Below are 22,195 nucleotides of genomic sequence, written 5' to 3'. Positions count from 1 at the left end.
CGCTAATTCCAGTAATTAACCCCATGACTAGTTGGTATCGTAAATGGCTAGTTGACACACCACTTGGTCATAAAGTGGAAAGAAAAGGAATGTAATTATGCAATTACTGGAATGCAGCATAGGATTAAGGAGTATAGTATTATCAATTCACAGAATTGTCAATATTATTTTTTCCTGTAGTCGGAAAATTAGTAGTGTCACCCATAACGATTCTTTCAGGATGTGTGTACACGTTAAAAGATCCTCCGCGTATGAAACCGACCGTCGTTATTCCTAAATCGTCTGCTAAGCTCAAAGCTAATTCAGTAGGTGCAGATTTTGATAATACAATTTCACAACCGATCTTAGCGACTTTAAGCAAAATTTCGGAGGAGATTCGTCCACTGAATACAATGATCTTATCTCGCACAGAAATAGTGTTTTTCAAACAGTGACCATAAATTTTATCTAATGCATTATGGCGGCCGATATCCATTCGAGATAATAGCAATTGATTAGGCGCGCATAAAGCAGCATTGTGAACGCCACCAGTATGTCGGAACATTTCTGCCTGATCTTCCATTTGATTCATCAAGGAAAATATTTGTACGGGTGTCAGTTCAACAGAAATACTATCCATCTTTTTCGCTGTCAGTGCATCGTTTGCAAAGATAAATCCTTGTCTGCTCATGCCGCAACAAGATGTGATATACCGCTTATTTTGCAATTGTTCAAAGAAAGGATAGACTTTGTCAGTATCGACGTAAATGAAGCCGTTTTCCAGATCAAGTCGAATGTCTTTGATTTGTTCCCACTTCGGTACGATTCCTTCTGAAGCCAAGAATCCTACTGTCATATCCTCGATATATTCTGGTGTACATACAATCGTCGCAAATTCTTTATTGTTTAGTTTAATTGTGATTGCATATTCAACTGCGACCGGATCTTCTTTTTCAAAGGCTGTCCCATCCTGATATCGAATAATGGAACGTTGGTGTTGCTGTTTCATAATTCTTCCTCCCTTTTAGTCAATCGGTCGATCGAATAAAAATACTGAAACCGCAATATCATCATCGATTTTAAAATCGCTGAATAAATGCAGAAACTTCGCATCGACTAATTGTTCCAACCCTTCCGGCGGCTCTTTTGCATAGACTGCCTGAATCATGCTAGTTCGTGCGCGATGTACCATTTCTTTTCCCTCTGGTGTTCTTGCTATGAACTTTTCTGTCGGAGTCAAATTGCCATAGAGTGTAGAGACCACCATATTATCAATAAATATTGTATGAATTCGTTCGGGACCTTTGCCAAATAAGTCTTTTCGTAATTTACGGATGATATCATTAAATTCATGAACTTTCTTCATAGGACACTTCCTTTAATTATTTACAGAATAGTCTAATTATTTGAGATTAGGCATTGTATTATACGCTTTATTACTTTATACTAAATACATAACAGATGGAAATCTAGTATGTGATTGCTAGGAGTTCATCCACCTACATGTAATAGTAAGTATGGATTGGTTCTTTAGCAAGTCCTGTTAAGAAGCTATTCCACCATAAAAAAATACCGTCATGACGGTTTTTTTATGGTGGATTTTTTATTTGAGAAGGAGGACGCCTGTATGTCAATTTCAATTAATGATAAGATTTTTAACTTCGAACCAGGGTCGACACTCATTCAAATCATCAATGCAAATAAGATTGAGCACCCACAAATATGTTATTTGCCAGAAGTCGATCCGATACAGACATGTGATACATGTATTGTCGAAGTAAATGGTGAATTAACACGTGCTTGTTCAACACAAGCTGTCGACGGCATGGATGTAAAATTAGCGTCCCCGCGTGCAAAGGAAGCACAAACGGAAGCGATGGATCGGATTTTAGAAAATCATTTACTATATTGTACCGTTTGTGATAACAATAACGGAAACTGTAAAGTACATAATACCGTGGCACTTATGGAAGTGGAAGAACAAAAATATCCATACGAGCCGAAATGTTCAAAAGATGCGGTGGATTTCACTCACCCGTTCTATCGTTACGATCCGAATCAATGTATAGCTTGTGGTCAGTGCGTGGAAGTGTGTCAAAACTTACAAGTTAATGAAACTCTTTCAATCGACTGGGAACGTGATCGTCCAATTGTTCTATGGGATGGCGGAGCGAAGATTAATGATTCTTCTTGCGTAGGCTGTGGCCATTGTATTACGGTTTGTCCATGTAATGCCCTGATGGAAAAAACGATGCTGGGTGAAGCTGGATTTATGACGAAGATGAGTGACGAGCTGATGGAGCCTATGGTTGATTTGATCAAGGATGTAGAACCAGGTTACAGCAGTATCATGGCAATATCCGATGTAGAATCCGCGATGAGAGAATCCACGATCGAAAAAACGAAAACTGTCTGCACATTTTGTGGAGTAGGTTGTTCATTCGAAGTATGGACAAAAGATCGTACCATATTAAAAATTCAACCGGTTTCCGATGCACCTGTCAACCAGATTTCTACTTGTGTGAAAGGGAAATTTGGTTGGGACTTTGTGAATAGTGAAGAACGAATCACAACGCCTCTTATTCGTAAAGGTGATGACTTTGTTGAAGCATCATGGGAAGAAGCGTTGGATTTAGTTGCGAAAAATCTAGGTCAAATCCGTGACGAGCATGGCAAAGACGGAATCGGCGTCATCTCCTCGTCAAAAATCACGAATGAAGAGAACTATGTCATTCAAAAATTTGCTCGACAAGTATTTGGTACAAATAACGTAGATAATTGTTCTCGTTACTGTCAGTCTCCCGCGACAGACGGATTATTCCGTACGGTAGGAATGGGTGGCGACGCTGGAACGATTAAAGATATTGCCGAAGCAGGCTTGGTCATCATTGTAGGTGCAAATCCAGCAGAAGGTCATCCGGTTCTTGCGACACGTGTAAAGCGCGCGCATAAGCTACACGGTCAAAAGTTAATTGTAGCTGACCTGAGAAAGCATGAAATGGCTGAACGCGCAGATATCTTTATGACACCTCAGCAAGGAACGGACCAAGTATGGCTAATGGCGGTGACAAAATACTTAATCGACCAAGGCTGGCATGATCAGCAGTTCATTGATGAAAATGTTCTTCACTTTGATGATTTTAATGAAGTATTGAATCGCTATACTCTTGAATATGCAGAAAAAGTAACAGGTGTTTCAAAAGAAGTACTGATTCAAACAGCTGAATTGATTCGTGATGCAGATGGTACATGTATCTTATGGGGAATGGGTGTTACACAAAATACAGGCGGTTCCGATACTTCAGCGGCAATTTCCAATCTGTTGCTAGCATCAGGAAATTACCGTCGTCCAGGCGCAGGTGCTTATCCATTACGCGGACACAACAACGTACAAGGTGCTTGTGATATGGGAAGCTTGCCTGGTTGGTTGCCTGGCTATCAGCACATTACAGACGACGCAGCACGAGAGAAATTTGAACGTGCTTATGGTGTAGAGATAGAAGGTAAACCGGGTCTTGATAATATTCAAATGCTTCACTCGATTGATGAAGGTGTTATGAAGGGGATGTACATTGTAGGGGAAGATATGGCACTGGTGGATTCCAATGCAAACTATGTTCATGACGTACTGTCAAAGCTCGACTTCCTTGTGGTACAAGATATCTTCTTCTCACGCACAGCACAATACGCAGACGTCATTTTACCTGCAGTGCCATCCCTTGAAAAAGACGGTACATTTACTAATACGGAGCGCCGAGTACAACGACTTTATAAAGCGTTGCCGAATAAAGGTGACTCTCGCCAAGATTGGTGGATCATCCAAGAAGTTGCCAATCGATTAGGCGCTAACTGGAATTACACACATCCAGGTGACATATTCGCTGAGATGACAAGTTTGAGTCCTATGTTCGGAGAAGCTTCTTACGAGAAGTTGGAAGGTTGGGGTAGTTTCCTTTGGGGAAGTCTAGAAGGGAAGAATACACCACTTCTTTATACAGATGGATTTAACTTCCCAGACAAGAAAGCACGCTTTGCATTATCGGATTGGGTTGAACCAGTAAAGTTCCCTGATGAATTTGATCTTCATATCAACAATGGCCGTATGCTTGAACATTTCCATGAAGGAAATATGACGAATAAATCTGAAGGTATCCAAGAAAAAGTACCCAATATATTTGTGGAGATTTCACCTGAATTGGCAAAAGAACGTGGTGTAGTCACAGGTACTTATGTAAGACTCATTTCTCCATATGGAGCGTTGAAGCTTCCTGCACTGGTAACAGATAGAGTACGGAAAAACGAATTATTTTTACCGATGAACTCAGTTGATAAGCAGTCAGCAATCAACTTCCTAACAGGGCCTGCTAAAGATGAACGAACGAATACGCCTGCATACAAGCAGACAAAGGTTCGCATGGAAGTGCTTGAGAAGCAGGGAGACGATCCATTACCTAAGAGCAACCATCGTGATAAGAAACGCCATCCACAAAATGGTGTAGAAGTAGAGCGGAAGTGGAATCGACCGGGATATGTCCAATTAACAGATCAATAACTAGTGAGGTGAATATCAATGGCGGCACCCATAACTTCTATTAAAAGAACAGAACGATCCGAACTGGAAATACAGCAGGAGAAGTTGGCTGAACTGCAGAAACAAATTGCTGAACAGGAAGAGTCTTTGCAGAAAATTATGGAGATCACAGGTGAATTGCATAAGATTGGCGCGTTAGACGCATTACAAGCCATGCTGCATTCAAAAGAAAAGATTACTGGCATAGCGTTAGGTCAAGTATCAAGAGAACCAGTTACCAACATGCTCAATAATTTGATGGCTGGAGCTGGAATTCTAACCGCATTAGACCCAGCTACCATTCAGCAACTCTCAAAAAGTGTCCAAAAAGGATTAGCTGAAGCAGAGCAAGGGAATGAAGAAGGGCAAAAAACAGGCGTTCTTCAACTGATGAAATCCATTAATGATCCCGATATTAATCGTGCGTTAACATTCGGTATGAACTTCCTAAAAGGGATGGGAAGAGGCTTAGAAAAAACCGCAGAGTAGGACTTTTGCGAAAAACGTCACTTTGCTTCATACTGTATGAGATGAGTTCACACGTTCCCTAGCCTTACTGGCTGGGGAACTTATTCATGAAGAAACATTATTTGTAGGAGATGAAAACATGTCGGCCCAAAGTAAAATCGCAACACATTTAGAAGAACAATCTACAGCACAGAGAAACATCGGAAGACTACTTGTGAAGTGCTCGGATAAACCGGGAATCGTATCGGCAGTTTCAACATTTTTGCTGCAATATGAAGCAAATATCGTTGAATCCAGCCAATACTCAACTGATCCAGAAGGTGGCATGTTCTATTTACGTATCGCATTCCATTTAGACAACCTATTGGATAAAAAAGAAGAAATGGAAGAAGATTTTAATAACATTGCGGAACAATATGAAATGGACTATCACTTTTCCTACGCAGTAGAACTAAAACGTACGGCGATCTTTGTTTCCAAAGAACCGTATTGCTTAATGGAATTGCTATGGGAATGGCAGAATGGTGATTTAAATACTGACATCGTTGTAGTTATCAGTAACCATGAAGATGCCCGCGGAATGGTCGAAGCACTCGGTATTCCTTTCCACTACATTCCAGCGAACAAAGATATTCGCCAAGAAGTAGAGAAGCAGCAAGTGAAGTTAATGGAAGAATACGATGTGGATGTACTTGTGTTGGCACGGTATATGCAAATACTGACACCTGAATTCGTCAGTCACTTCCCGAATCAAATCATTAATATTCATCATTCATTCTTACCGGCCTTCATCGGTGCGCGTCCTTACGAAAGAGCATTTGGACGCGGTGTAAAATTGATTGGTGCAACGTCACACTATGTAACGAACGATTTGGATGAAGGTCCGATCATTGAACAGGACATCGAGCGCGTGGATCACCGTGACGATATTGTTCAATTGAAGAAGATTGGTCGCACTATCGAACGACGTGTTCTTGCACGTGCAGTGAAGTGGCATCTTGAGGATCGAGTCATTGTAGAGAATAATAAAACCATTGTCTTCCATTAAGAGACACGAAACCGCCACCCAAATGAGTGGCGGTTTTAACTTGCAAAAAAAGTAAATAGGATAGAGGATGGCGTCGTTAATTTGCGTTTCAGGCGGACGCGTTTGAAGTGAGCCCTTAAAATTATTCACTATTATAGTTTTACATTTCATATGGTCGTTTATTTACTTAATGTGATTACTTCGATTCAGTTTTAACGTAGGTTTTTCATAAGCATATCTCCCATTCCGAAATTAAGGAGAGAGTAGTTAGCCGTAAGTGAAAGGTAGCGACTCTTGGAAGGTCAACGTGAGCTAGAACGTCGATCAACGGTGTTAAACCCCGTTCTATTTATATGTTCTCTACAATCTAAAAACCGCCACTCTAAGGATGAGTAGCGGTTTCTTTTAATGTATAGGTGACTTGAAAGTCGCTCCGTGTGTTTCTTGTGTGTTCATGATGGTCAAAAATGCAGAAGGATCTATGTCGGTAGTGATTTGCTTTAGCTTTGAAATTTCCAGCCTTGTCACAACTACATAAATGACGTCTTTTTCGTTATCTGTGTACCCACCGCGGCCGTGCAACTTCGTAATACTCCGGCCCAGTCGTAAACGAATCGCTTCACCAAGTTCTTCGTATTCATCGGAGATAATAAAGACGGCCTTGGTCTCGTCTAGGCCTTGAATCACAATGTCGATCGCTTTTGAGGCGATATAGTATGTAATAATCGAGTACATCGCTTTTTCAGGTCCTAGAACAAAGCCTGCCCATCCGAAGATGAAGAGGTTGAAGAACATGACGAATTCTCCGACACTGTATGGGATTTTTTTTGTCAGTAAAATACCAAGAATCTCCGTCCCATCCAGCGCCCCGCCATTACGTATGATGGTTCCGACCCCCGCCCCTAACAACAATCCCCCGAATACTGTAGCTAGTAACGAGTCTGTTACGAATGGACCTAGTTTTTTAAGTGGGAATTCCACAATGGCCAGCAAAGCAATCGCATAAGAAGAGGAGAAAAAGAAGTTCTTGCCAATATGTTTATACCCAAAGAACAGGAACGGCAAGTTCAACATCAAAATTAAAATCCCAAAAGGTACACCTGAAATGAAATTTAATATAAGTGCAATCCCGATGATGCCTCCATCAATTACGGAGTTAGGGATTAGAAATAAATCTAACGCAATTGCTGTAATGACAACACCAATTGAAATGAATAAATAGCGTCTTAGTAAATGCCCTACGGTTTCTTTTTTATGTTGTTTTCTCATAAAACTCCCCTTTTGAAAACGTATTTATTCTATCTTAACGGAATTTTAAAAAAGAAAGTAGTAGGTATGTAAGGTTTTCAATTTTTCTTCGGAAGTGCGTGATGAATCTTTTACTCTTCACTAACATAAAATAAAACATCATAGCCTAATTGGAGGAGATATGTTGGATATCATTCGTCAGTTGCATAATTATCGCAAAGAAGAAAACGAGTTGAAGTGGGAAGGTACATTTTTGGAGTATCTAGAATTAATAAAAGAGCGTAAAGAAGTGGCACAAACCGCTCATTCCCGTATTTATGAGATGATAAAAAGCGCAGGAATTGAAAAGAAAGACGGCAAGAAAATCTATAATTTCTTTGATGAAGAGTTATTTGGTCTGGAAGAGTCTATAGAACGTTTAGTTGAGGAGTATTTTCATCCAGCAGCTAAGCGTTTGGATGTAAAGAAGCGCGTACTGCTATTGATGGGACCTGTTAGTGGTGGTAAATCTACTATCGTTACAATGTTGAAACGTGGGCTAGAAGCTTATTCTCGTACAGATGAAGGAGCGGTGTATGCTATCAAGGGGTGTCCAATGCATGAGGACCCATTGCATTTGATTCCGGAATCATTAAGGAAGTCATTCTTTGAAGAGTATGGAATACGAATTGAAGGTAGCTTATCGCCTCTAAATCAATTGCGTCTTGAAGAAGAATTTGAAGGTAAGATTGAAGATGTAGTAGTGGAACGCATTCTGTTCTCAGAAGACCGCCGTGTTGGGATTGGAACATTTACACCATCCGATCCGAAGTCACAAGACATTGCTGATTTGACAGGAAGCATAGACTTCTCCACTATTGCTGAATATGGTTCAGAGTCCGATCCACGTGCATACCGGTTTGATGGGGAATTGAATAAGGCCAATCGTGGCATGATGGAATTCCAAGAAATGCTGAAGCTTGACGAAAAGTTTCTTTGGCATTTATTGTCTTTGACACAAGAAGGAAATTTTAAAGCAGGTAGGTTTGCGCTAATTAGTGCAGATGAACTAATCGTTGCGCATACGAATGAAACGGAATATCGTTCATTCATTAGTAATAAGAAGAATGAAGCGCTTCACTCAAGATTAATTGTTATTCCAGTTCCATACAATCTGAAAGTAAGTGCGGAAGAAAAGATCTATGAAAAAATGATTCGTGACAGTGATATGGCTCATGTCCACATTGCGCCGCATGCATTGCGAGTAGCCGCTATTTTTTCTGTTTTGACACGCTTGAAAGCATCCAAAAAACAGGGTGTCGATCGCTTGAAGAAATTACGCCTGTATGATGGACAGAATGTTGAAGGGTTTAACGATGCAGATGCAGAAGAACTGAAGAACGAATTTATAGATGAAGGTATGGACGGAATCGATCCACGCTACGTCATCAACCGAATTTCTTCTGCAATTATTCGGAAAGAAGTACCAAGCATCAATGCGCTGGATGTATTGCGTTCGTTAAAAGACGGCTTTGATCAACACGCTTCCATTTCGAGTGAAGACCGTGATACGTATATGAACTATATTTCTATGGCGCGAAAAGAGTATGACGAAATTGCGAAAAAAGAAGTCCAGAAAGCTTTCGTCTATTCCTATGAAGAATCTGCAAAAACCTTAATGGATAATTACTTGGATAACGTTGAAGCGTACTGCAATAAAAATAAATTACGCGACGCGCTAACTGGGGAAGAAGTCAATCCTGATGAAAAGTTGATGCGTTCGTTAGAAGAACAGATAGGAATTTCAGAGAATGCGAAAAAGGCATTCCGAGAAGAAATCCTAATCCGCATTTCCGCATACGCAAGAAAACACCAACGCTTCGACTACCGTTCCCACGACCGCTTGCGTGAAGCAATTCAGAAAAAACTATTCACCGATCTAAAAGACGTTGTGAAGATCACTACAACTTCTACTACACCAGACGAGACACAACTGAAGAAAATGAATGAAGTCGTAGCACGGCTAGTAGACGAACATGGCTATAACTCCGTCTCGGCAAACGACCTGCTGCGTTACGTAGGAAGTTTGTTAAATCGTTAAATCAGATTAGAAATGTGAATAGAATTGGTGTTTACGATGAGATTGCAACTCCCGCCTAGGTAAGGCATTTTCTACGTAGTTATGCAATGTGCACTAGTATTGTGATGTAACTTATTTTAGTTCAAATTCAAAAACAAGAGACCTCAAATCATGAGGTCTCTTTTTAGTTTTGTTACCGTTTTGTCAATATTCAATCAGCTATCGCATATGATAAGGAAACAAATTGTTCGAAAGATAGGCGGGGATACGAGTGGAAGAAAACCAGAAAAGTCGATTCGTTGTCACTGAAGAAAATTGGTCTCTCCATCGCAAAGGCCACCAGGACCAGCAACGCCACTTAGACAAAATAAACGAAGTGTTAAAAAGTAACTTACCCGACTTAATTAGTGAAGAAAATATTATACTTTCAAATGGAAAAGACATGGTCAAAATACCAATTCGCTCATTAGATGAATTTAAAATTCGCTACAACCACGAAAAGTCCAAGCACGTTGGTCAAGGTGAAGGGGATAGTGCAGTAGGAGACGTTGTGGCGCAAGGAGAGAAGAAGGCACAACCAGGCAAAGGAAAAGAAGCAGGTGATCAGCCAGGGCAGGATATCTATGAAACAGAAGTCTCGATTGAAGAGTTGGAAGAGATGTTCTTTAAAGAATTGGAACTACCAGACTTGGAACAAAAAGAGCAATCCGTAACAACGATTGAAAACATTGATTTCACGGACATCCGTAAAAAGGGGTTAATCGGTAATATTGATAAAAAACGAACTCTATTATCTGCCATTAAACGTAATGCGATGAATGGGAAAGCCGAGGTCGCACCGATTCTGGAAGATGATCTACGCTTTAAAACATGGAATCCTGTGGAAAAACCACAATCAAAAGCCGTTGTCATCGCCATGATGGACACGAGTGGTTCGATGGGGAAATTTGAGAAGTATATGGCACGAAGTTTCTTCTTTTGGATGACGAAGTTTTTACGGACAAAGTATGAAACGGTAGAAATTGAGTTCATTGCGCATCATACGGAAGCGAAAGTAGTGTCAGAGGAAAATTTCTTCAACAAAGGAGAAAGTGGTGGAACTAGGTGTTCATCTGCTTACAGTAAAGCGCTAGAAGTTATTAAAGAATTCTATCCACCAACTAGTTATAATATCTATCCAGTACATTTTTCGGACGGAGAGAATATGACGAGTGATAATAAGAAATGCTTAGAACACGTGGATGAATTATTGGCGATATCGAACATGTTTGGATATGCCGAAGTCAATGAACATCGTAGAATGTCTACGTTGATGTCTGCGTATAAATCAATTGAACATCCCAAATTCAATTATTATATTTTGCAAAAAAATCGCGATGTCTACTTTGCTCTCAAGAAGTTCTTCGAAAAGCGAACGGAGGGATTACGCTGACTGATCAACAGGCACTATCTTATGCAATTGATGAGATTACGGAGATTGCCAGTGGATTTGGACTCGATTTTTATCAGATGCGTTATGAGATTTGCCCGGCAGACATACTGTATACGTTTGGTGCCTATGGAATGCCTACACGCTTCACACATTGGAGTTTTGGTAAACAATTTCATAAGATGAAGCTGCAATATGATATCGGATTGAGCAAGATTTATGAGTTAGTGATAAATTCAAATCCGTGTTATGCATTTTTATTGAATACAAATAGTTTGATTCAAAATAAATTAATCATCGCGCATGTGTTGGCGCATTGTGATTTCTTCAAAAATAATATCTATTTCTCCAAGACGCGTAAAGACATGGTGGAAAGCATGGCAGCTACAGCGGAACGGATTGTAGACTATGAGGTACGCTATGGTAAGAAATGTGTGGAAACATTTCTTGATGCGGTATTAGCCATTCAAGAACATGTGGATCCTAGTATAATGCGGGACATTATTCCGTCACCTTCTATTGTCCGACCACCTCGAAGATCCGCATACGAAGATTTATGGGATCTAGATCAACGAACAATTCCTGGACAGCAAGCGATTGAAATGCACCAAAAGAATCCGAAAGAACCGGAAAAAGATATCTTATTGTTTATTCTTGAAAACAGTCGCAATCTAACGGAATGGCAAGCAGACATCTTGACGATGTTGCGTGAGGAAATGCTCTATTTCTGGCCGCAGCTAGAGACAAAAATTATGAATGAAGGTTGGGCATCTTATTGGCATCAAACCATCCTCCGCCAAATGGATTTAACACCTTCTGAGACAATTGAGTTCGCAAAACTTAATGCCAGCGTGCTGCAGCCTTCCAAGACCTCAATTAATCCATATTATCTCGGTGTTAAAATGTATGAAGATATAGAGAAACGTTATGACATACTGGCTAAAGAAGCTAGTGGACGTGGCGAGGAAGCGATGACAGGACGGGAAAAAATATTCGAAGCACGTGAAATTGAAAATGACACATCCTTCATCCGCAATTACTTGACGGATGATCTGATCAAACAAGAGGATCTGTACGTATTTCAAAAGCAGGAAGACCAATACAAAGTTTCTGACAAACAGACCGACGCTGTTCGGAATCAACTAATTGGACAGCGAGTGAACGGTGGCTTTCCTTATATAGTAGTAGACGATGGTGACTACATGCGTAATGGTGAACTGTATCTTATTCACCGTTACGAAGACACTGAACTTGATTTGCTGTATTTGGAACATGTTCTACCCCATATCCATCAACTCTGGGGACGTATTGTGCATATCGAAACGGTACTCGAGAATAAACCTCTAGTCTTTTCATACGATGGACACAAAGTGTTTAGGAGAAGTAAATAACGAAAGACAATAGACACAGCTTATTTTTGGACTGAAGACAACTCCAGTAATATGGAGATTGCCTTCAGTTTTTTCACTTTGCTACTTTTCATTTCGTGCATCTAATGTTATTTTTATAGTATACTAACTCATTAACGTACTAAAGAGTAGAGAAAAGAGGAAAATCATTGAAAAAGACGACTATCGCTTTATTATTTGCAGCATTATTCCTAGTGTTGACCGGATGTTCGGACAAGTCTTCTGACGGGGAAAAATCTACAGCGAACACAGGTAAAGAAGGAACGAAGGAAATCATCATCGGTGTAGATGACAAATTTGCACCCATGGGATTTCGTGACGATAAAAACAATTTAGTCGGTTTCGATATTGACATGGCAACAGCAGCGGCTGAGCATATGGGGGCTACGGCAAAATTCCAACCAATCGATTGGAAGACGAAAGAAACAGAACTTAGCAGTGGACGAATCGATTTAATTTGGAACGGCTATACAATCACAAAAGAGCGTCAAGAGAAAGTGTTATTCACGAAGCCTTATTTGGATAATAATCAAGTTGTCGTGACGTTAGTAGATTCTGATGTGAAAGCAATTGAAGATCTAGATGGAAAAACGGTAGGCGTGCAAGCATTATCATCTGCTGGACCAGCACTAGAGAGCCACCCAATCCATGAAAAAATAAAGAATATTACAGAATTTGCGGACAATGTTCTAGCGTTAACAGATTTAAAAACAGGTCGTCTAGATGCAGTTGTACTTGATGAAGTCGTCATTGATTACTATATGACAACTGAAGAAGGCGTCTTTACGAAACTTGACGGATCATTGGCAGTCGAAGAGTATGGCGTTGGAGTGAAGAAAGGTAATGAAAAATTGCTTGAAAAACTTCAAAAGGCGTTGGATACTATGAATGAAGATGGTACTTCCGCTGAAATCTCCACAGAATGGTTCGGAGAAGACAAAGTTCTTCGCTGAGTAGTAGAATAAATGATATCAACGGAAGTTGCTATTCTGACTTCCGTTGGTATTTGTATTGTAAGAGAAGTACATAAAACCTTGAATGGTTTTTTGGAGGAATTTACTAATGAGTTATGAATATTTTATGTCCATGCTGATTCCTATGTTGGAAGGAGCTAAAGCGACTGTCCTATTATTTGTAATAGCGATTGTCTCATCCATTCCACTCGGATTCTTGCTGACACTTGCCGTAAGAAGTAGTATTAAACCAATTTCTTATTTGGCGCAGACCTTTATATACGTCATGCGTGGGACCCCTTTGTTATTACAGCTATTGTTCTTTGTATTTGGTTTACCACTTCTGCCGGTAATTGGTGAGTATTTAGTTTTTGACCGTTTTGTCGCCGCTACAATAGCATTCATTTTGAACTATTCTGCGTATTTTGCTGAAATATTCCGCGGTGGATTGCTCTCTATCGATAAAGGGCAATATGAGGCTTCTCAAGTACTCGGCTTATCGAAATGGCAAACGACTGTGCGAGTTATCTTGCCGCAGATGTTTCGTGTAACGCTACCACCTATTGCAAATGAATCGGTATCTTTAGTAAAAGATACGGCGCTTTTATATGCGGTAGCTGTTCCTGAACTGCTGCACTATGCGCAAACAGTCGTGAACAGGGACTTTACAATCATTCCGTTCTTCATTGCAGCGGGAATCTACCTGCTAATAGCATTCGGATTGACTGTGGTGTTCAAGTATTTAGAGAGAAAGCTGCAATACGATTGAGGAGAGAAAACTATGTCTTTCATTGAAGTACGCAACTTACAGAAATCATTCGGTCCATTGGAAGTATTAAAGGATATATCGTTTGATGTTCAAAAAAATGATGTAATGGCAATTATCGGACCTTCGGGTTCTGGAAAAAGTACGATGTTAAGAAGTTTGATTCAATTGGAGCAAGTTGGTGGCGGAAGTATTAGAGTTGACGGGGATTACCTTGTGAAAGATGGTATATACACAAATCCTGCCGATAGTAAAACAATCAATTCTAAAATGGGGATGGTATTTCAACAATTTAACCTATTTCCTCATTTAACTGTAAAGCAGAACTTGGAACTAGCACCGAAACTTGTGAAGAAAGAAAAAGCTGGCGATTATGGGCATAGAAGTATTGAGTTACTTGAAAAGGTCGGATTGGCTTCAAAAGCAGATGAATTACCTTCTAGACTATCGGGTGGCCAGAAACAACGTGTAGCAATTGCGAGAGCGTTAATGATGGATCCGGATATATTATTATTCGATGAACCGACTTCCGCTTTGGATCCGCAATTGACGAAAGAAGTATTGCAAGTAATGAGAAATCTTGCGGAAGAGCATATGACGATGATTGTGGTGACGCATGAAATGGAATTTGCAAGTAATGTCGCAAATCATGTGATTTTCATGGACGATGGAATGATCGTCGAATCAGGTACTCCAGATGAAGTAATCAAATCACCGAAAGAAATACGCACAAAGAGATTCCTGAATTACGAGTTAAGTAAATAACTAAAAATAGTGATGCGAATGTAATACTCGCATCGCTTTTTTTTATATAAATTGCACAATTTCCAACTAAAATATTGTAATATATGAAAGATTTCATCTAATAGTTCATTAACTTGTGAGAATTAACGAAAAATATTGAATAATACATTGACGAATAACTTTGTAAAGGGTACGATTACGTATAATTATTACCCTTTCAGAATATGTCGAACGGGTAATAGATAATAGTTGAGGGGGATTTACATGAAGAAACGTTGGGTGACTTATGTAGCTGCACTATTCAGTATCGTGCTCATTCTAGCTGCTTGTAGTGGGAAAGAGGAGTCATCTGATCCGGCAGCAGATGATAAAAATGATGACAAAGCAAGCACTGAAGAAAAATATACAATTGGTGTTACACAAATTGTTGAACACCCATCTTTGGATGCGGCGTTTGAAGGGTTCCAAAAGGCGATTGAAGATGCAGGATTGAATGTAGAATATGATAAACAAAATGCACAAAATGATAATAGCTCCAATTCAACAATTGCGAACAACTTGGCAGGCGCAGGCGTAGATTTAATATTTGCTAACTCTACACCAAGTGCACAGGCAGCAGCTAGTGCGACACAAGATATTCCAATCATCTTTACGTCTGTTACAGATGCAGTAGCTGCAGAACTTGTTGCATCTAATGAAGAGCCAGGTGGAAATGTTACTGGAACAACCGACAATCATCCGGATGCAATTCCGAACACAATGAAATTCTTGAAAGAAAACGTAGGTGCGAAAAAAGTTGGAATGATCTTCAACTCAGGAGAGCAAAACTCTCGCTTACAAGTGGATCATGTGAAAGAAATTTTAGCAGATATGGATATGGAAGTGGTTGAAGCGTCAGTTGCGACTTCAGCAGATGTGAAACAAGCAGCTGAATCATTAATCGGTTCAGTAGATTCATTCTATATCATCACGGATAACACAGTAGTATCCGCACTGGAATCAGTCATCTCTGTTGCAAACGACAATAAGATTCCGATGATGGTTGGTGAATTCGATTCTGTGAAACGTGGTGGACTTGGAGCATACGGCTTTGAGTACTACGATATCGGCTATGAAGCGGGTGAAATGGCAGTAAAGATTCTAAAGGGTGAAGAAACGCCTGAATCATTACCTGTTCAATTACCACAGAACTTAAAGTTAGTGATGAATGAAGAGACTGCAAACGCAATCGGCTTAAAGATTCAAGATGATTGGAATGCAGAGATTGCAAAATAAATAAAACTAGGAGATGATCTTGCATGTTTTCAGCTGTATTTGGCTCAGTTGAGCAGGGTATCATCTATGCGATCATGGCACTCGGAGTGTATCTAACATTCCGGGTGCTTGATTTTCCAGATTTAACAGTGGACGGAAGTTTTGTGACAGGTGCAGCAGTAGCGGCTACGATGATTGTATTTGACTATCATCCACTTGTTGCAACACTTACCGCGATCTTGGTCGGCTTTTTTGCTGGGTGTATAACGGGTTTATTACATACCAAAGGAAAAATCAATCCACTTCTATCCGGAATTCTCATGATGATAGCTCTTTACTCGATAAACCTTCGGATAATGGGACTGACTTCTGAAAACTCAGTAGGCCGTCCAAATATTCCGCTTTTAAATTCAGAAACGATTTTCAGTAAGTTCCAAGGTTTCTGGAGTAATCTTGGAATTGATGAAACAATAAATGGCTTCTTAGCAGGACTAGGCTTAGAGCATTTACCATCGACTTGGGGAACAGTAGTTTTGATGATTCTAGTCGTGGTGATCATTAAATTCATTGCGGACTGGTTCTTGCAAACCGAAGTTGGTTTGGCTATCCGTGCAACTGGCGATAATAAAAAAATGATTCGCAGTTTCTCTGCCAATACAGATACTCTCGTTATTCTTGGATTAGGAATTTCTAACGCGTTGGTAGCTTTCGCAGGTTCGTTAATTGCACAGTATGGAAAATTTGCAGATAACGGCATGGGAATAGGTATGATCATTATCGGGTTGGCTTCTGTTATTATCGGTGAAGCAATCTTCGGAACGAAAACTATTTTCCGCACCACACTAGCAGTAGTTATCGGTGCAGTCATCTATCGTATCGTACTCGGTCTATCACTACGCGTGAAAATTCTCGATTCAGGTGATATGAAATTGATCACTGCAGTCATCGTCATCGCGGCATTGATTATTCCGCAGATTCTCGAAAAGAGACGGGAAAAGGCACGTAAAGCGAAAAGACAAGCTAAACGAATGGCGATGAAGTCATCACAAGGAGGTCATAGCGTTGTTGAAGCTGGATCAAGTCAATAAAATATTTAATGAATCGACTCCGGATGAAAAAGTAGCGCTCGACCAGATTAACTTGCATTTACAACCGGGTGACTTCGTTACTGTAATCGGAAGTAACGGTGCAGGAAAATCCACTATGATGAATATGATATCAGGTGCATTGACACCGGATTTTGGTTCTATTTATATCGATAACAAGGACGTCACACGTTTAGCAGAATTCAAACGTTCTAAAATGATTGGGCGAGTATTCCAAGATCCAATGTCAGGTACAGCACCTACTATGACAATTGAGGAGAATTTGGCGATGGCGTATTCTCGCAACCGTCGTCGTTCATTGCATCGCGGAGTAGATAAGAAACGGAAAGATTTATTCCGCACATCGCTTGAAACTTTGCACTTAAATCTCGAAAATCGTATGACAGCGAATGTAGGATTACTGTCAGGTGGTGAGCGTCAAGCGTTGTCATTGTTGATGGCAACTTTTACGCAGCCTTCTATATTGTTGTTGGACGAGCATACGGCTGCACTTGATCCGTCTCGCGCGGAGCTGATCACCGATTTAACGAAACGTTTAGTTGAGAAAGATCAACTGACGACGTTGATGGTAACGCATAACATGCAACAGGCGCTCGATCTTGGTAATCGTTTGATTATGATGGATAAAGGACAAATCATTCTAGAGGTGGAAGAAGAGCAGAAACAGCACTTGACGATTGCGAAATTGATGGATGAATTCCAACGCATTCGTGGAGAACAACTTACTAGCGATGCAGCTTTACTTTCTGTATAAACAAAATCCCCTGTTTTCCGGTTATGGAAAACAGGGGATTTTTCGTCGGCTTAGGCAAGCTTTGCTATATGTTTCTTGATTTCGTATACCCAATCAAATGGATCTTTTTCTTTACCTGTTTGGATATTCGTTAACGTGTTATAAAGACGAGTGGATAGTTCGCCTGTTTCGCCGTTAGCGATAATCATTTTATAACCATCCCAATTTAGTTCACCGACGGGGGAAATAACAGCAGCTGTACCTGTGCCGAATACTTCTTCCAGTTCTCCGCTTTCATAGACAGATCGAATTTCATCCATCGAGATTTGACGCTCTGCTACTGGCATATTCCAGTGTCGTAGCAACTGCAAGATAGATTTTCGTGTAATACCTTCGAGAATGCTACCGTTGATTGCGGGTGTCACGACTTCACCATTGATTTTGAAGAAGATATTCATACTACCAACTTCTTCGACATATTTACGCTCGACGCTATCGAGCCATAAAACTTGGGAGTAGCCTTGTTTGTCTGCTGTCTCTTGCGCCTTTAAAGCGGATGCGTAGTTACCGGCAGTTTTAGCGCTACCCGTTCCGCCTTTTGCAGCGCGGACGAATTCATTTTCTACGAGAATCTTTACTGGATGAATTCCCTCCTTGTAGTACGAGCCAACAGGGGACAGAATCATGTAGAACTGATAACTCTTCGCTGGGGCTACACCTAGGAATGCTTCTGTTGCAATGACAAATGGGCGGATATATAATGAGGTTCCTTCTAGTGTAGGAATCCAATCCTGCTCGATTTGCAGCAACTGATTCAGTGCGTACAATGCGTTCTCTTCATCAATCCGTGGCATACATAGACGGTCAAGTGAGTAATTCAGGCGCTTCATATTTTGATCGGGTCGGAACAAACGAATCGTTCCTTCCTCAGAACGATACGCCTTCATTCCTTCAAAAACCGTTTGTCCGTAATGCAAAACGATTGCAGCGGGATCGAGTGTTAAAGGAGCGTAAGGAGTAATGCGATGATTATGCCAACCTTTGCCTTCCTCATAGTCTATAATGAGCATGTGGTCTGTAAATGATTTCCCGAAAACTAAAGTGCTAGGATCTGGCTTTTCTTTTTTATTTTGTGCAAGTTGAATTTGCATAGGTAATCTCGTCATAATCATCAAACCCCTTAAGATATAGAATATTCCGAAACTTTACTTCCGAATAATGTAATTATACTGCTTTTTCAGAAAAAATAAAGTAGAAAGTTTGTCGATATTCAAAACTATTGTATAAAGGAGCAAATTTTCATGAAAAAAATAGTGATTGTAGGCGCTGGAATCGTTGGTGCTTCCGCTGCTTATCATTTGTCTACGCAACATGCAGAAGTCGTGCTAATCGATAGACAGGAGCCGGGACAGGCCACAAAAGCTGCAGCAGGCATTATTTGTCCATGGGCATCTCAGCGCCGTAATAAAGCTTGGTATGCATTAGCGTCAGCTGGAGCTGCCTATTATCCCGAATTCATTCGTTCATTGGAAGAGCAGGGCGAGCTGGAAACAGGATACAAGAAAGTTGGTGCCTTGGCGATTCATACCGATTTAATTCGTTTAGAGAAGAAAGTCGAGTTATTGAATAAAAGAAAAGAACACGCTCCCGAGATCGGAGAAGTGGAATTACTATCTCCAGAGCAGGTGGCTAGTTATTTTCCAGAGTTATCTGATGAATACTCAGCTGTCCGTATTTCTGGCGCAGCCAAAGTCGAAGGCGAACAACTACTTGATGCGTTGAAACGTGTGGCAGTTACACGTGGTGTGCAAAGTATTAATGGCTCCGCTACACCGTACATAAAAGAAGGAAAAGTCTGTGGTGTTGTTGTGGATGGACAAATTATTGAAGGAGATCAAATCGTCGTAGCGGGAGGTGCATGGGCTAGTGATTTTACAGAACCATTAGGTAAGAAGCTACAAGTAGCAGGACAGAAAGCGCAAATACTTCATTTACAATCCAAGCATATTACGTCAGGTGAGTGGCCCGTCATCATGCCACCGAGCACTCAGTACCTGGTACCGTTCCAAGATGGTAGATTCGTGGCGGGTGCAACACACGAAGATACAGATGATTTTGATATTCAACCGACAGCTGGTGGGATATTGGAAGTATTATCAAATGTTCTACCCGTTGCACCTGCACTGAATAAGGCGGAATTGGCTGAGGTTCGTGTGGGCATCCGTCCACATACACCGAATTTTATGCCCGTAATTGGTCAGCTGCCTGATCACCCGCAGGTTTGGATTGCCAATGGTCTTGGTTCATCTGGTTTAACAGTAGGACCTCTTCTCGGCAAGCTATTATCCCAGTTAGTGCTTGACCATGAGACTGGATGGGATTTGGAAAGCTACTCTATTGATCAAATAATTGCCTGTGAACATTGAATAAAGTGCGTATAATGACTATTATGAATATATAGCGATTGAACGGTAAAGGGGAAGATTCATAATGAGAAGATATGTTTCGTATTCGGAAGAAGTTAAAGAAGCGATGAAATACGGCAAGCCGCTAGTCGCATTGGAATCTACAATTATTACGTATGGCATGCCGTATCCTGAAAATGTGAAAGCCGCACGTGAAGTTCAGCAGATTGTGCGGGATCATGGAGCGGTTCCCGCAACCATTGCGATTATGGACGGTAAAATAAAAATCGGGCTAACTGATGAAGAGTTGGAACGATTTGGAGATAGCAAGGGGGTTATTAAAGCATCTAGGCGCGACATAAGTTACTTAATTGCTACTAAAAAACCGGGTGCCACGACGGTTGCTGCATCGATGTTCTTTGCCGACTTGGCGAGAATCCGTGTGTTCACGACTGGGGCCATTGGCGGTGTGCACAGGGGCGTGGAACAGACGATGGATATTTCTGCCGATCTTGAAGAATTCGCACGCACAAGTGTAGCGGTTGTTTGTTCGGGAGCGAAATCCATTTTGGATCTTGGGAAAACACTCGAGTATTTGGAAACGAAAGGTGTGCCGGTGATAGGGTATCAGACAGATATATGCCCTGCCTTTTATACAAGAAACAGTGCACATCCTGTAGATTATCGAGTAGATGAAATCGACATGATGGCAGAGATGTTACGTGTTAAATGGAATCTAGGCTTGGAAGGTAGTGCGATTATTGCCAATCCAATCCCTGAAGAATATGCCATGGATCAAGAGTATATGGATGGATTGGTTTCAGATGCACTTAAAGAAGCTGAAGAAATGGGTATTAGTGGAAAGAATCTCACGCCACATATGTTAAAAAGAGTTCAGGAAATGACAGGTGGCAAAAGTTTGGAAGCCAATATTGCACTGGTAAAGTCAAACGCTGAACTTGCCGCAAAATTGGCAGTGAGTTTTAACGGTAATTAATAGAGATAGGTTGTGTAGAATTGAAAGTAGTATCTTGGAACGTGAACGGTATTAGAGCATGTGTGAAAAAAGGTTTCAGTGACTTTTTTGAACAAGTTCAGGCAGATATTTTCTGTGTCCAGGAGATCAAATGTCAAGAAGGACAAATCGATCTTTCTTTCGATGGGTATGAATCCTATTGGAACTATGCTGAGAAAAAAGGCTATTCCGGTACGGCAGTGTTTACGAAGAAAACACCTCTTTCTGTACGCTATGGATTGAATGATCTAGATCACGAATCAGAAGGCCGAGTGCTGACGCTGGAATTTGAAGAGTTTTTTGTCGTCAATTGTTATACGCCCAATTCACAACGGGACTTAGCGCGATTATCATTTCGACTGGCATGGGAAGATGAATTACTCGAGCACTTACAGTCTCTAGATGCTATCAAGCCAGTTATCTATTGCGGTGACCTGAACGTAGCACATGAAGAAATTGATATTCGTAACGTTAAATCCAATATTGGCAATTCAGGATTTACGAATGAAGAACGCGGGAAAATGACGCGGTTGTTAGACGCTGGATTCATTGATACGTTTCGCTTTATGAATCCGGATCTTAAAGAGAACTATACATGGTGGTCTTATATGCGCGATGTACGGGCACGAAATATCGGCTGGCGTATCGATTACATTATTATTTCAAAGCGTCTCCAGTCAGCCCTGCAAACAACAGCCATTCATTCAGAAATCATGGGCAGTGATCATTGTCCGATTTCTACAGAATTAGAAATATAATGAGAGCAAGTACCTCTCGAGTTAACCTATTCAGTTAAGATACCATAGCTGAAAAAAAAGAGGTTGGGACAGAACAGAAAAAACGTAAGGGGGAATGAGTCCTTTACGCTTTTTTTCTGTTCTTATCAGTAAATATTTTTTTAGAGTATCAGAGTGTACCGGAACGGAGAAAGGCCGACTCCTGAGGGATCAGCGTGCGTCTTGAGACCCTGGACGGAGCAAAGCGAAGGAAGCGGCTCAAGCCACGCCCCTCGGAAAGCGTGCCTTTCGGA

Annotated in this window: 19 protein-coding genes; 15 read left to right on the top strand and 4 right to left on the bottom strand. The window is 40.8% G+C overall.

From position 1 onward, the window contains the following. Positions 1-142 precede the first annotated feature (142 nt). Both fdhD and CSV80_RS01550 read right to left on the bottom strand, forming a co-directional pair. A complete protein-coding gene (gene fdhD / locus CSV80_RS01555) occupies positions 143-988 on the bottom strand; it encodes a formate dehydrogenase accessory sulfurtransferase FdhD (protein WP_099669325.1) in 846 nt (281 codons plus the stop codon). Between the two features lie 15 nt (positions 989-1,003). Next, on the bottom strand, positions 1,004-1,345 hold the full coding sequence (locus CSV80_RS01550; protein WP_099669324.1) for a Na-translocating system protein MpsC family protein: 342 nt from the start codon (positions 1,343-1,345) through the stop codon (positions 1,004-1,006). A gap of 261 nt (positions 1,346-1,606) precedes the next feature. Between CSV80_RS01550 and fdhF the strand changes: the two genes are divergently transcribed. The 3 genes from fdhF (at position 1,607) to purU (ending at position 6,065) form a co-directional block, all read left to right on the top strand. Further along, positions 1,607-4,531 carry a formate dehydrogenase subunit alpha gene (fdhF, locus tag CSV80_RS01545; protein ID WP_099669323.1) on the top strand — a complete coding sequence of 975 codons (2,925 nt, stop codon included), beginning with the start codon at positions 1,607-1,609 and terminating at the stop codon, positions 4,529-4,531. Positions 4,532-4,549: 18 nt separating this feature from the next. Next, the gene (locus tag CSV80_RS01540) at positions 4,550-5,038 is read left to right on the top strand and encodes a helical membrane plugin domain-containing protein (protein WP_143560448.1); all 489 of its coding nucleotides are present in this window, start codon (positions 4,550-4,552) and stop codon (positions 5,036-5,038) included. A gap of 118 nt (positions 5,039-5,156) precedes the next feature. Next, positions 5,157-6,065 carry a formyltetrahydrofolate deformylase gene (purU, locus tag CSV80_RS01535; RefSeq protein WP_099669321.1) on the top strand — a complete coding sequence of 303 codons (909 nt, stop codon included), beginning with the start codon at positions 5,157-5,159 and terminating at the stop codon, positions 6,063-6,065. Positions 6,066-6,449: 384 nt separating this feature from the next. Here the strand turns inward: purU and CSV80_RS01530 are convergent, their stop codons facing one another. Further along, positions 6,450-7,313, bottom strand: coding sequence for a YitT family protein (locus CSV80_RS01530; protein ID WP_099669320.1), 864 nt, complete (start codon positions 7,311-7,313; stop codon positions 6,450-6,452). Between the two features lie 163 nt (positions 7,314-7,476). Here CSV80_RS01530 and CSV80_RS01525 point away from each other — a divergent pair, with 163 nt between their 5' ends. From CSV80_RS01525 to CSV80_RS01485, 9 genes are all read left to right on the top strand, one after another. Continuing rightward, positions 7,477-9,372: a PrkA family serine protein kinase gene (locus tag CSV80_RS01525; RefSeq protein ID WP_099669491.1), complete on the top strand. Its 1,896-nt coding sequence runs from the start codon at positions 7,477-7,479 to the stop codon at positions 9,370-9,372. A 250-nt stretch (positions 9,373-9,622) separates the two neighbouring features. Further along, positions 9,623-10,783, top strand: coding sequence for a sporulation protein YhbH (gene yhbH, locus CSV80_RS01520; RefSeq protein ID WP_029053109.1), 1,161 nt, complete (start codon positions 9,623-9,625; stop codon positions 10,781-10,783). Then, positions 10,774-12,171 carry a SpoVR family protein gene (locus tag CSV80_RS01515; RefSeq protein ID WP_099669319.1) on the top strand — a complete coding sequence of 466 codons (1,398 nt, stop codon included), beginning with the start codon at positions 10,774-10,776 and terminating at the stop codon, positions 12,169-12,171. Before yhbH ends, CSV80_RS01515 begins: the two co-directional genes overlap by 10 nt. Positions 12,172-12,338: 167 nt before the next feature. Further along, positions 12,339-13,142: an amino acid ABC transporter substrate-binding protein gene (locus CSV80_RS01510; protein WP_099669318.1), complete on the top strand. Its 804-nt coding sequence runs from the start codon at positions 12,339-12,341 to the stop codon at positions 13,140-13,142. 109 nt (positions 13,143-13,251) lie between these two features. Next, positions 13,252-13,911, top strand: a complete 660-nt coding sequence (locus CSV80_RS01505; protein ID WP_029053106.1) for an amino acid ABC transporter permease — start codon at positions 13,252-13,254, stop codon at positions 13,909-13,911. 12 nt (positions 13,912-13,923) lie between these two features. Further along, positions 13,924-14,673 (top strand): amino acid ABC transporter ATP-binding protein, encoded by a 750-nt coding sequence (locus CSV80_RS01500; RefSeq protein WP_029053105.1) that lies wholly within the window; start codon positions 13,924-13,926, stop codon positions 14,671-14,673. Between the two features lie 243 nt (positions 14,674-14,916). Further along, a complete protein-coding gene (locus CSV80_RS01495; protein ID WP_099669317.1) occupies positions 14,917-15,927 on the top strand; it encodes an ABC transporter substrate-binding protein in 1,011 nt (336 codons plus the stop codon). Positions 15,928-15,950: 23 nt separating this feature from the next. Beyond that, positions 15,951-16,994: an ABC transporter permease gene (locus tag CSV80_RS01490; RefSeq protein WP_099669316.1), complete on the top strand. Its 1,044-nt coding sequence runs from the start codon at positions 15,951-15,953 to the stop codon at positions 16,992-16,994. Next, positions 16,969-17,766 (top strand): ABC transporter ATP-binding protein, encoded by a 798-nt coding sequence (locus tag CSV80_RS01485; RefSeq protein ID WP_029053102.1) that lies wholly within the window; start codon positions 16,969-16,971, stop codon positions 17,764-17,766. Before CSV80_RS01490 ends, CSV80_RS01485 begins: the two co-directional genes overlap by 26 nt. 50 nt (positions 17,767-17,816) lie before the next feature. Here CSV80_RS01485 and CSV80_RS01480 read toward each other — a convergent pair whose 3' ends face one another. Continuing rightward, positions 17,817-18,917, bottom strand: a complete 1,101-nt coding sequence (locus CSV80_RS01480) for a branched-chain amino acid aminotransferase (protein ID WP_369802796.1) — start codon at positions 18,915-18,917, stop codon at positions 17,817-17,819. Between the two features lie 129 nt (positions 18,918-19,046). Here CSV80_RS01480 and CSV80_RS01475 point away from each other — a divergent pair, with 129 nt between their 5' ends. The 3 genes from CSV80_RS01475 (at position 19,047) to CSV80_RS01465 (ending at position 21,923) form a co-directional block, all read left to right on the top strand. Further along, complete coding sequence (locus CSV80_RS01475) at positions 19,047-20,171, top strand: NAD(P)/FAD-dependent oxidoreductase (protein ID WP_099669314.1); 1,125 nt, start codon at positions 19,047-19,049, stop codon at positions 20,169-20,171. A gap of 64 nt (positions 20,172-20,235) precedes the next feature. Then, positions 20,236-21,147 carry a pseudouridine-5'-phosphate glycosidase gene (locus tag CSV80_RS01470; protein WP_099669313.1) on the top strand — a complete coding sequence of 304 codons (912 nt, stop codon included), beginning with the start codon at positions 20,236-20,238 and terminating at the stop codon, positions 21,145-21,147. A 20-nt stretch (positions 21,148-21,167) separates the two neighbouring features. After that, positions 21,168-21,923: an exodeoxyribonuclease III gene (locus CSV80_RS01465; RefSeq protein WP_099669312.1), complete on the top strand. Its 756-nt coding sequence runs from the start codon at positions 21,168-21,170 to the stop codon at positions 21,921-21,923. The last annotated feature ends 272 nt before the right edge of the window (positions 21,924-22,195 follow it).

It is taken from the genome of Sporosarcina sp. P12(2017), assembly GCF_002743035.1.
GTDB lineage: Bacteria > Bacillota > Bacilli > Bacillales_A > Planococcaceae > Sporosarcina > Sporosarcina ureae.
The sequence above is the reverse complement of the archived record's forward strand: the minus strand, read 5'-3'. Positions and strand labels throughout refer to the sequence as shown.

What these genes read in the sequence shown, in the direction of transcription:
- CSV80_RS01480 (WP_369802796.1), bottom strand. Translation starts at nt 18,917, where the DNA reads ATGATTATGACGAGATTACCTATGCAAATTCAACTTGCACAAAATAAA.
- purU (WP_099669321.1), top strand. Translation starts at nt 5,157, where the DNA reads ATGTCGGCCCAAAGTAAAATCGCAACACATTTAGAAGAACAATCTACA.
- CSV80_RS01530 (WP_099669320.1), bottom strand. Translation starts at nt 7,313, where the DNA reads ATGAGAAAACAACATAAAAAAGAAACCGTAGGGCATTTACTAAGACGC.
- CSV80_RS01470 (WP_099669313.1), top strand. Translation starts at nt 20,236, where the DNA reads ATGAGAAGATATGTTTCGTATTCGGAAGAAGTTAAAGAAGCGATGAAA.
- CSV80_RS01475 (WP_099669314.1), top strand. Translation starts at nt 19,047, where the DNA reads ATGAAAAAAATAGTGATTGTAGGCGCTGGAATCGTTGGTGCTTCCGCT.
- CSV80_RS01500 (WP_029053105.1), top strand. Translation starts at nt 13,924, where the DNA reads ATGTCTTTCATTGAAGTACGCAACTTACAGAAATCATTCGGTCCATTG.
- fdhF (WP_099669323.1), top strand. Translation starts at nt 1,607, where the DNA reads ATGTCAATTTCAATTAATGATAAGATTTTTAACTTCGAACCAGGGTCG.
- CSV80_RS01490 (WP_099669316.1), top strand. Translation starts at nt 15,951, where the DNA reads ATGTTTTCAGCTGTATTTGGCTCAGTTGAGCAGGGTATCATCTATGCG.
- CSV80_RS01550 (WP_099669324.1), bottom strand. Translation starts at nt 1,345, where the DNA reads ATGAAGAAAGTTCATGAATTTAATGATATCATCCGTAAATTACGAAAA.
- CSV80_RS01495 (WP_099669317.1), top strand. Translation starts at nt 14,917, where the DNA reads ATGAAGAAACGTTGGGTGACTTATGTAGCTGCACTATTCAGTATCGTG.
- CSV80_RS01505 (WP_029053106.1), top strand. Translation starts at nt 13,252, where the DNA reads ATGAGTTATGAATATTTTATGTCCATGCTGATTCCTATGTTGGAAGGA.
- CSV80_RS01540 (WP_143560448.1), top strand. Translation starts at nt 4,550, where the DNA reads ATGGCGGCACCCATAACTTCTATTAAAAGAACAGAACGATCCGAACTG.
- fdhD (WP_099669325.1), bottom strand. Translation starts at nt 988, where the DNA reads ATGAAACAGCAACACCAACGTTCCATTATTCGATATCAGGATGGGACA.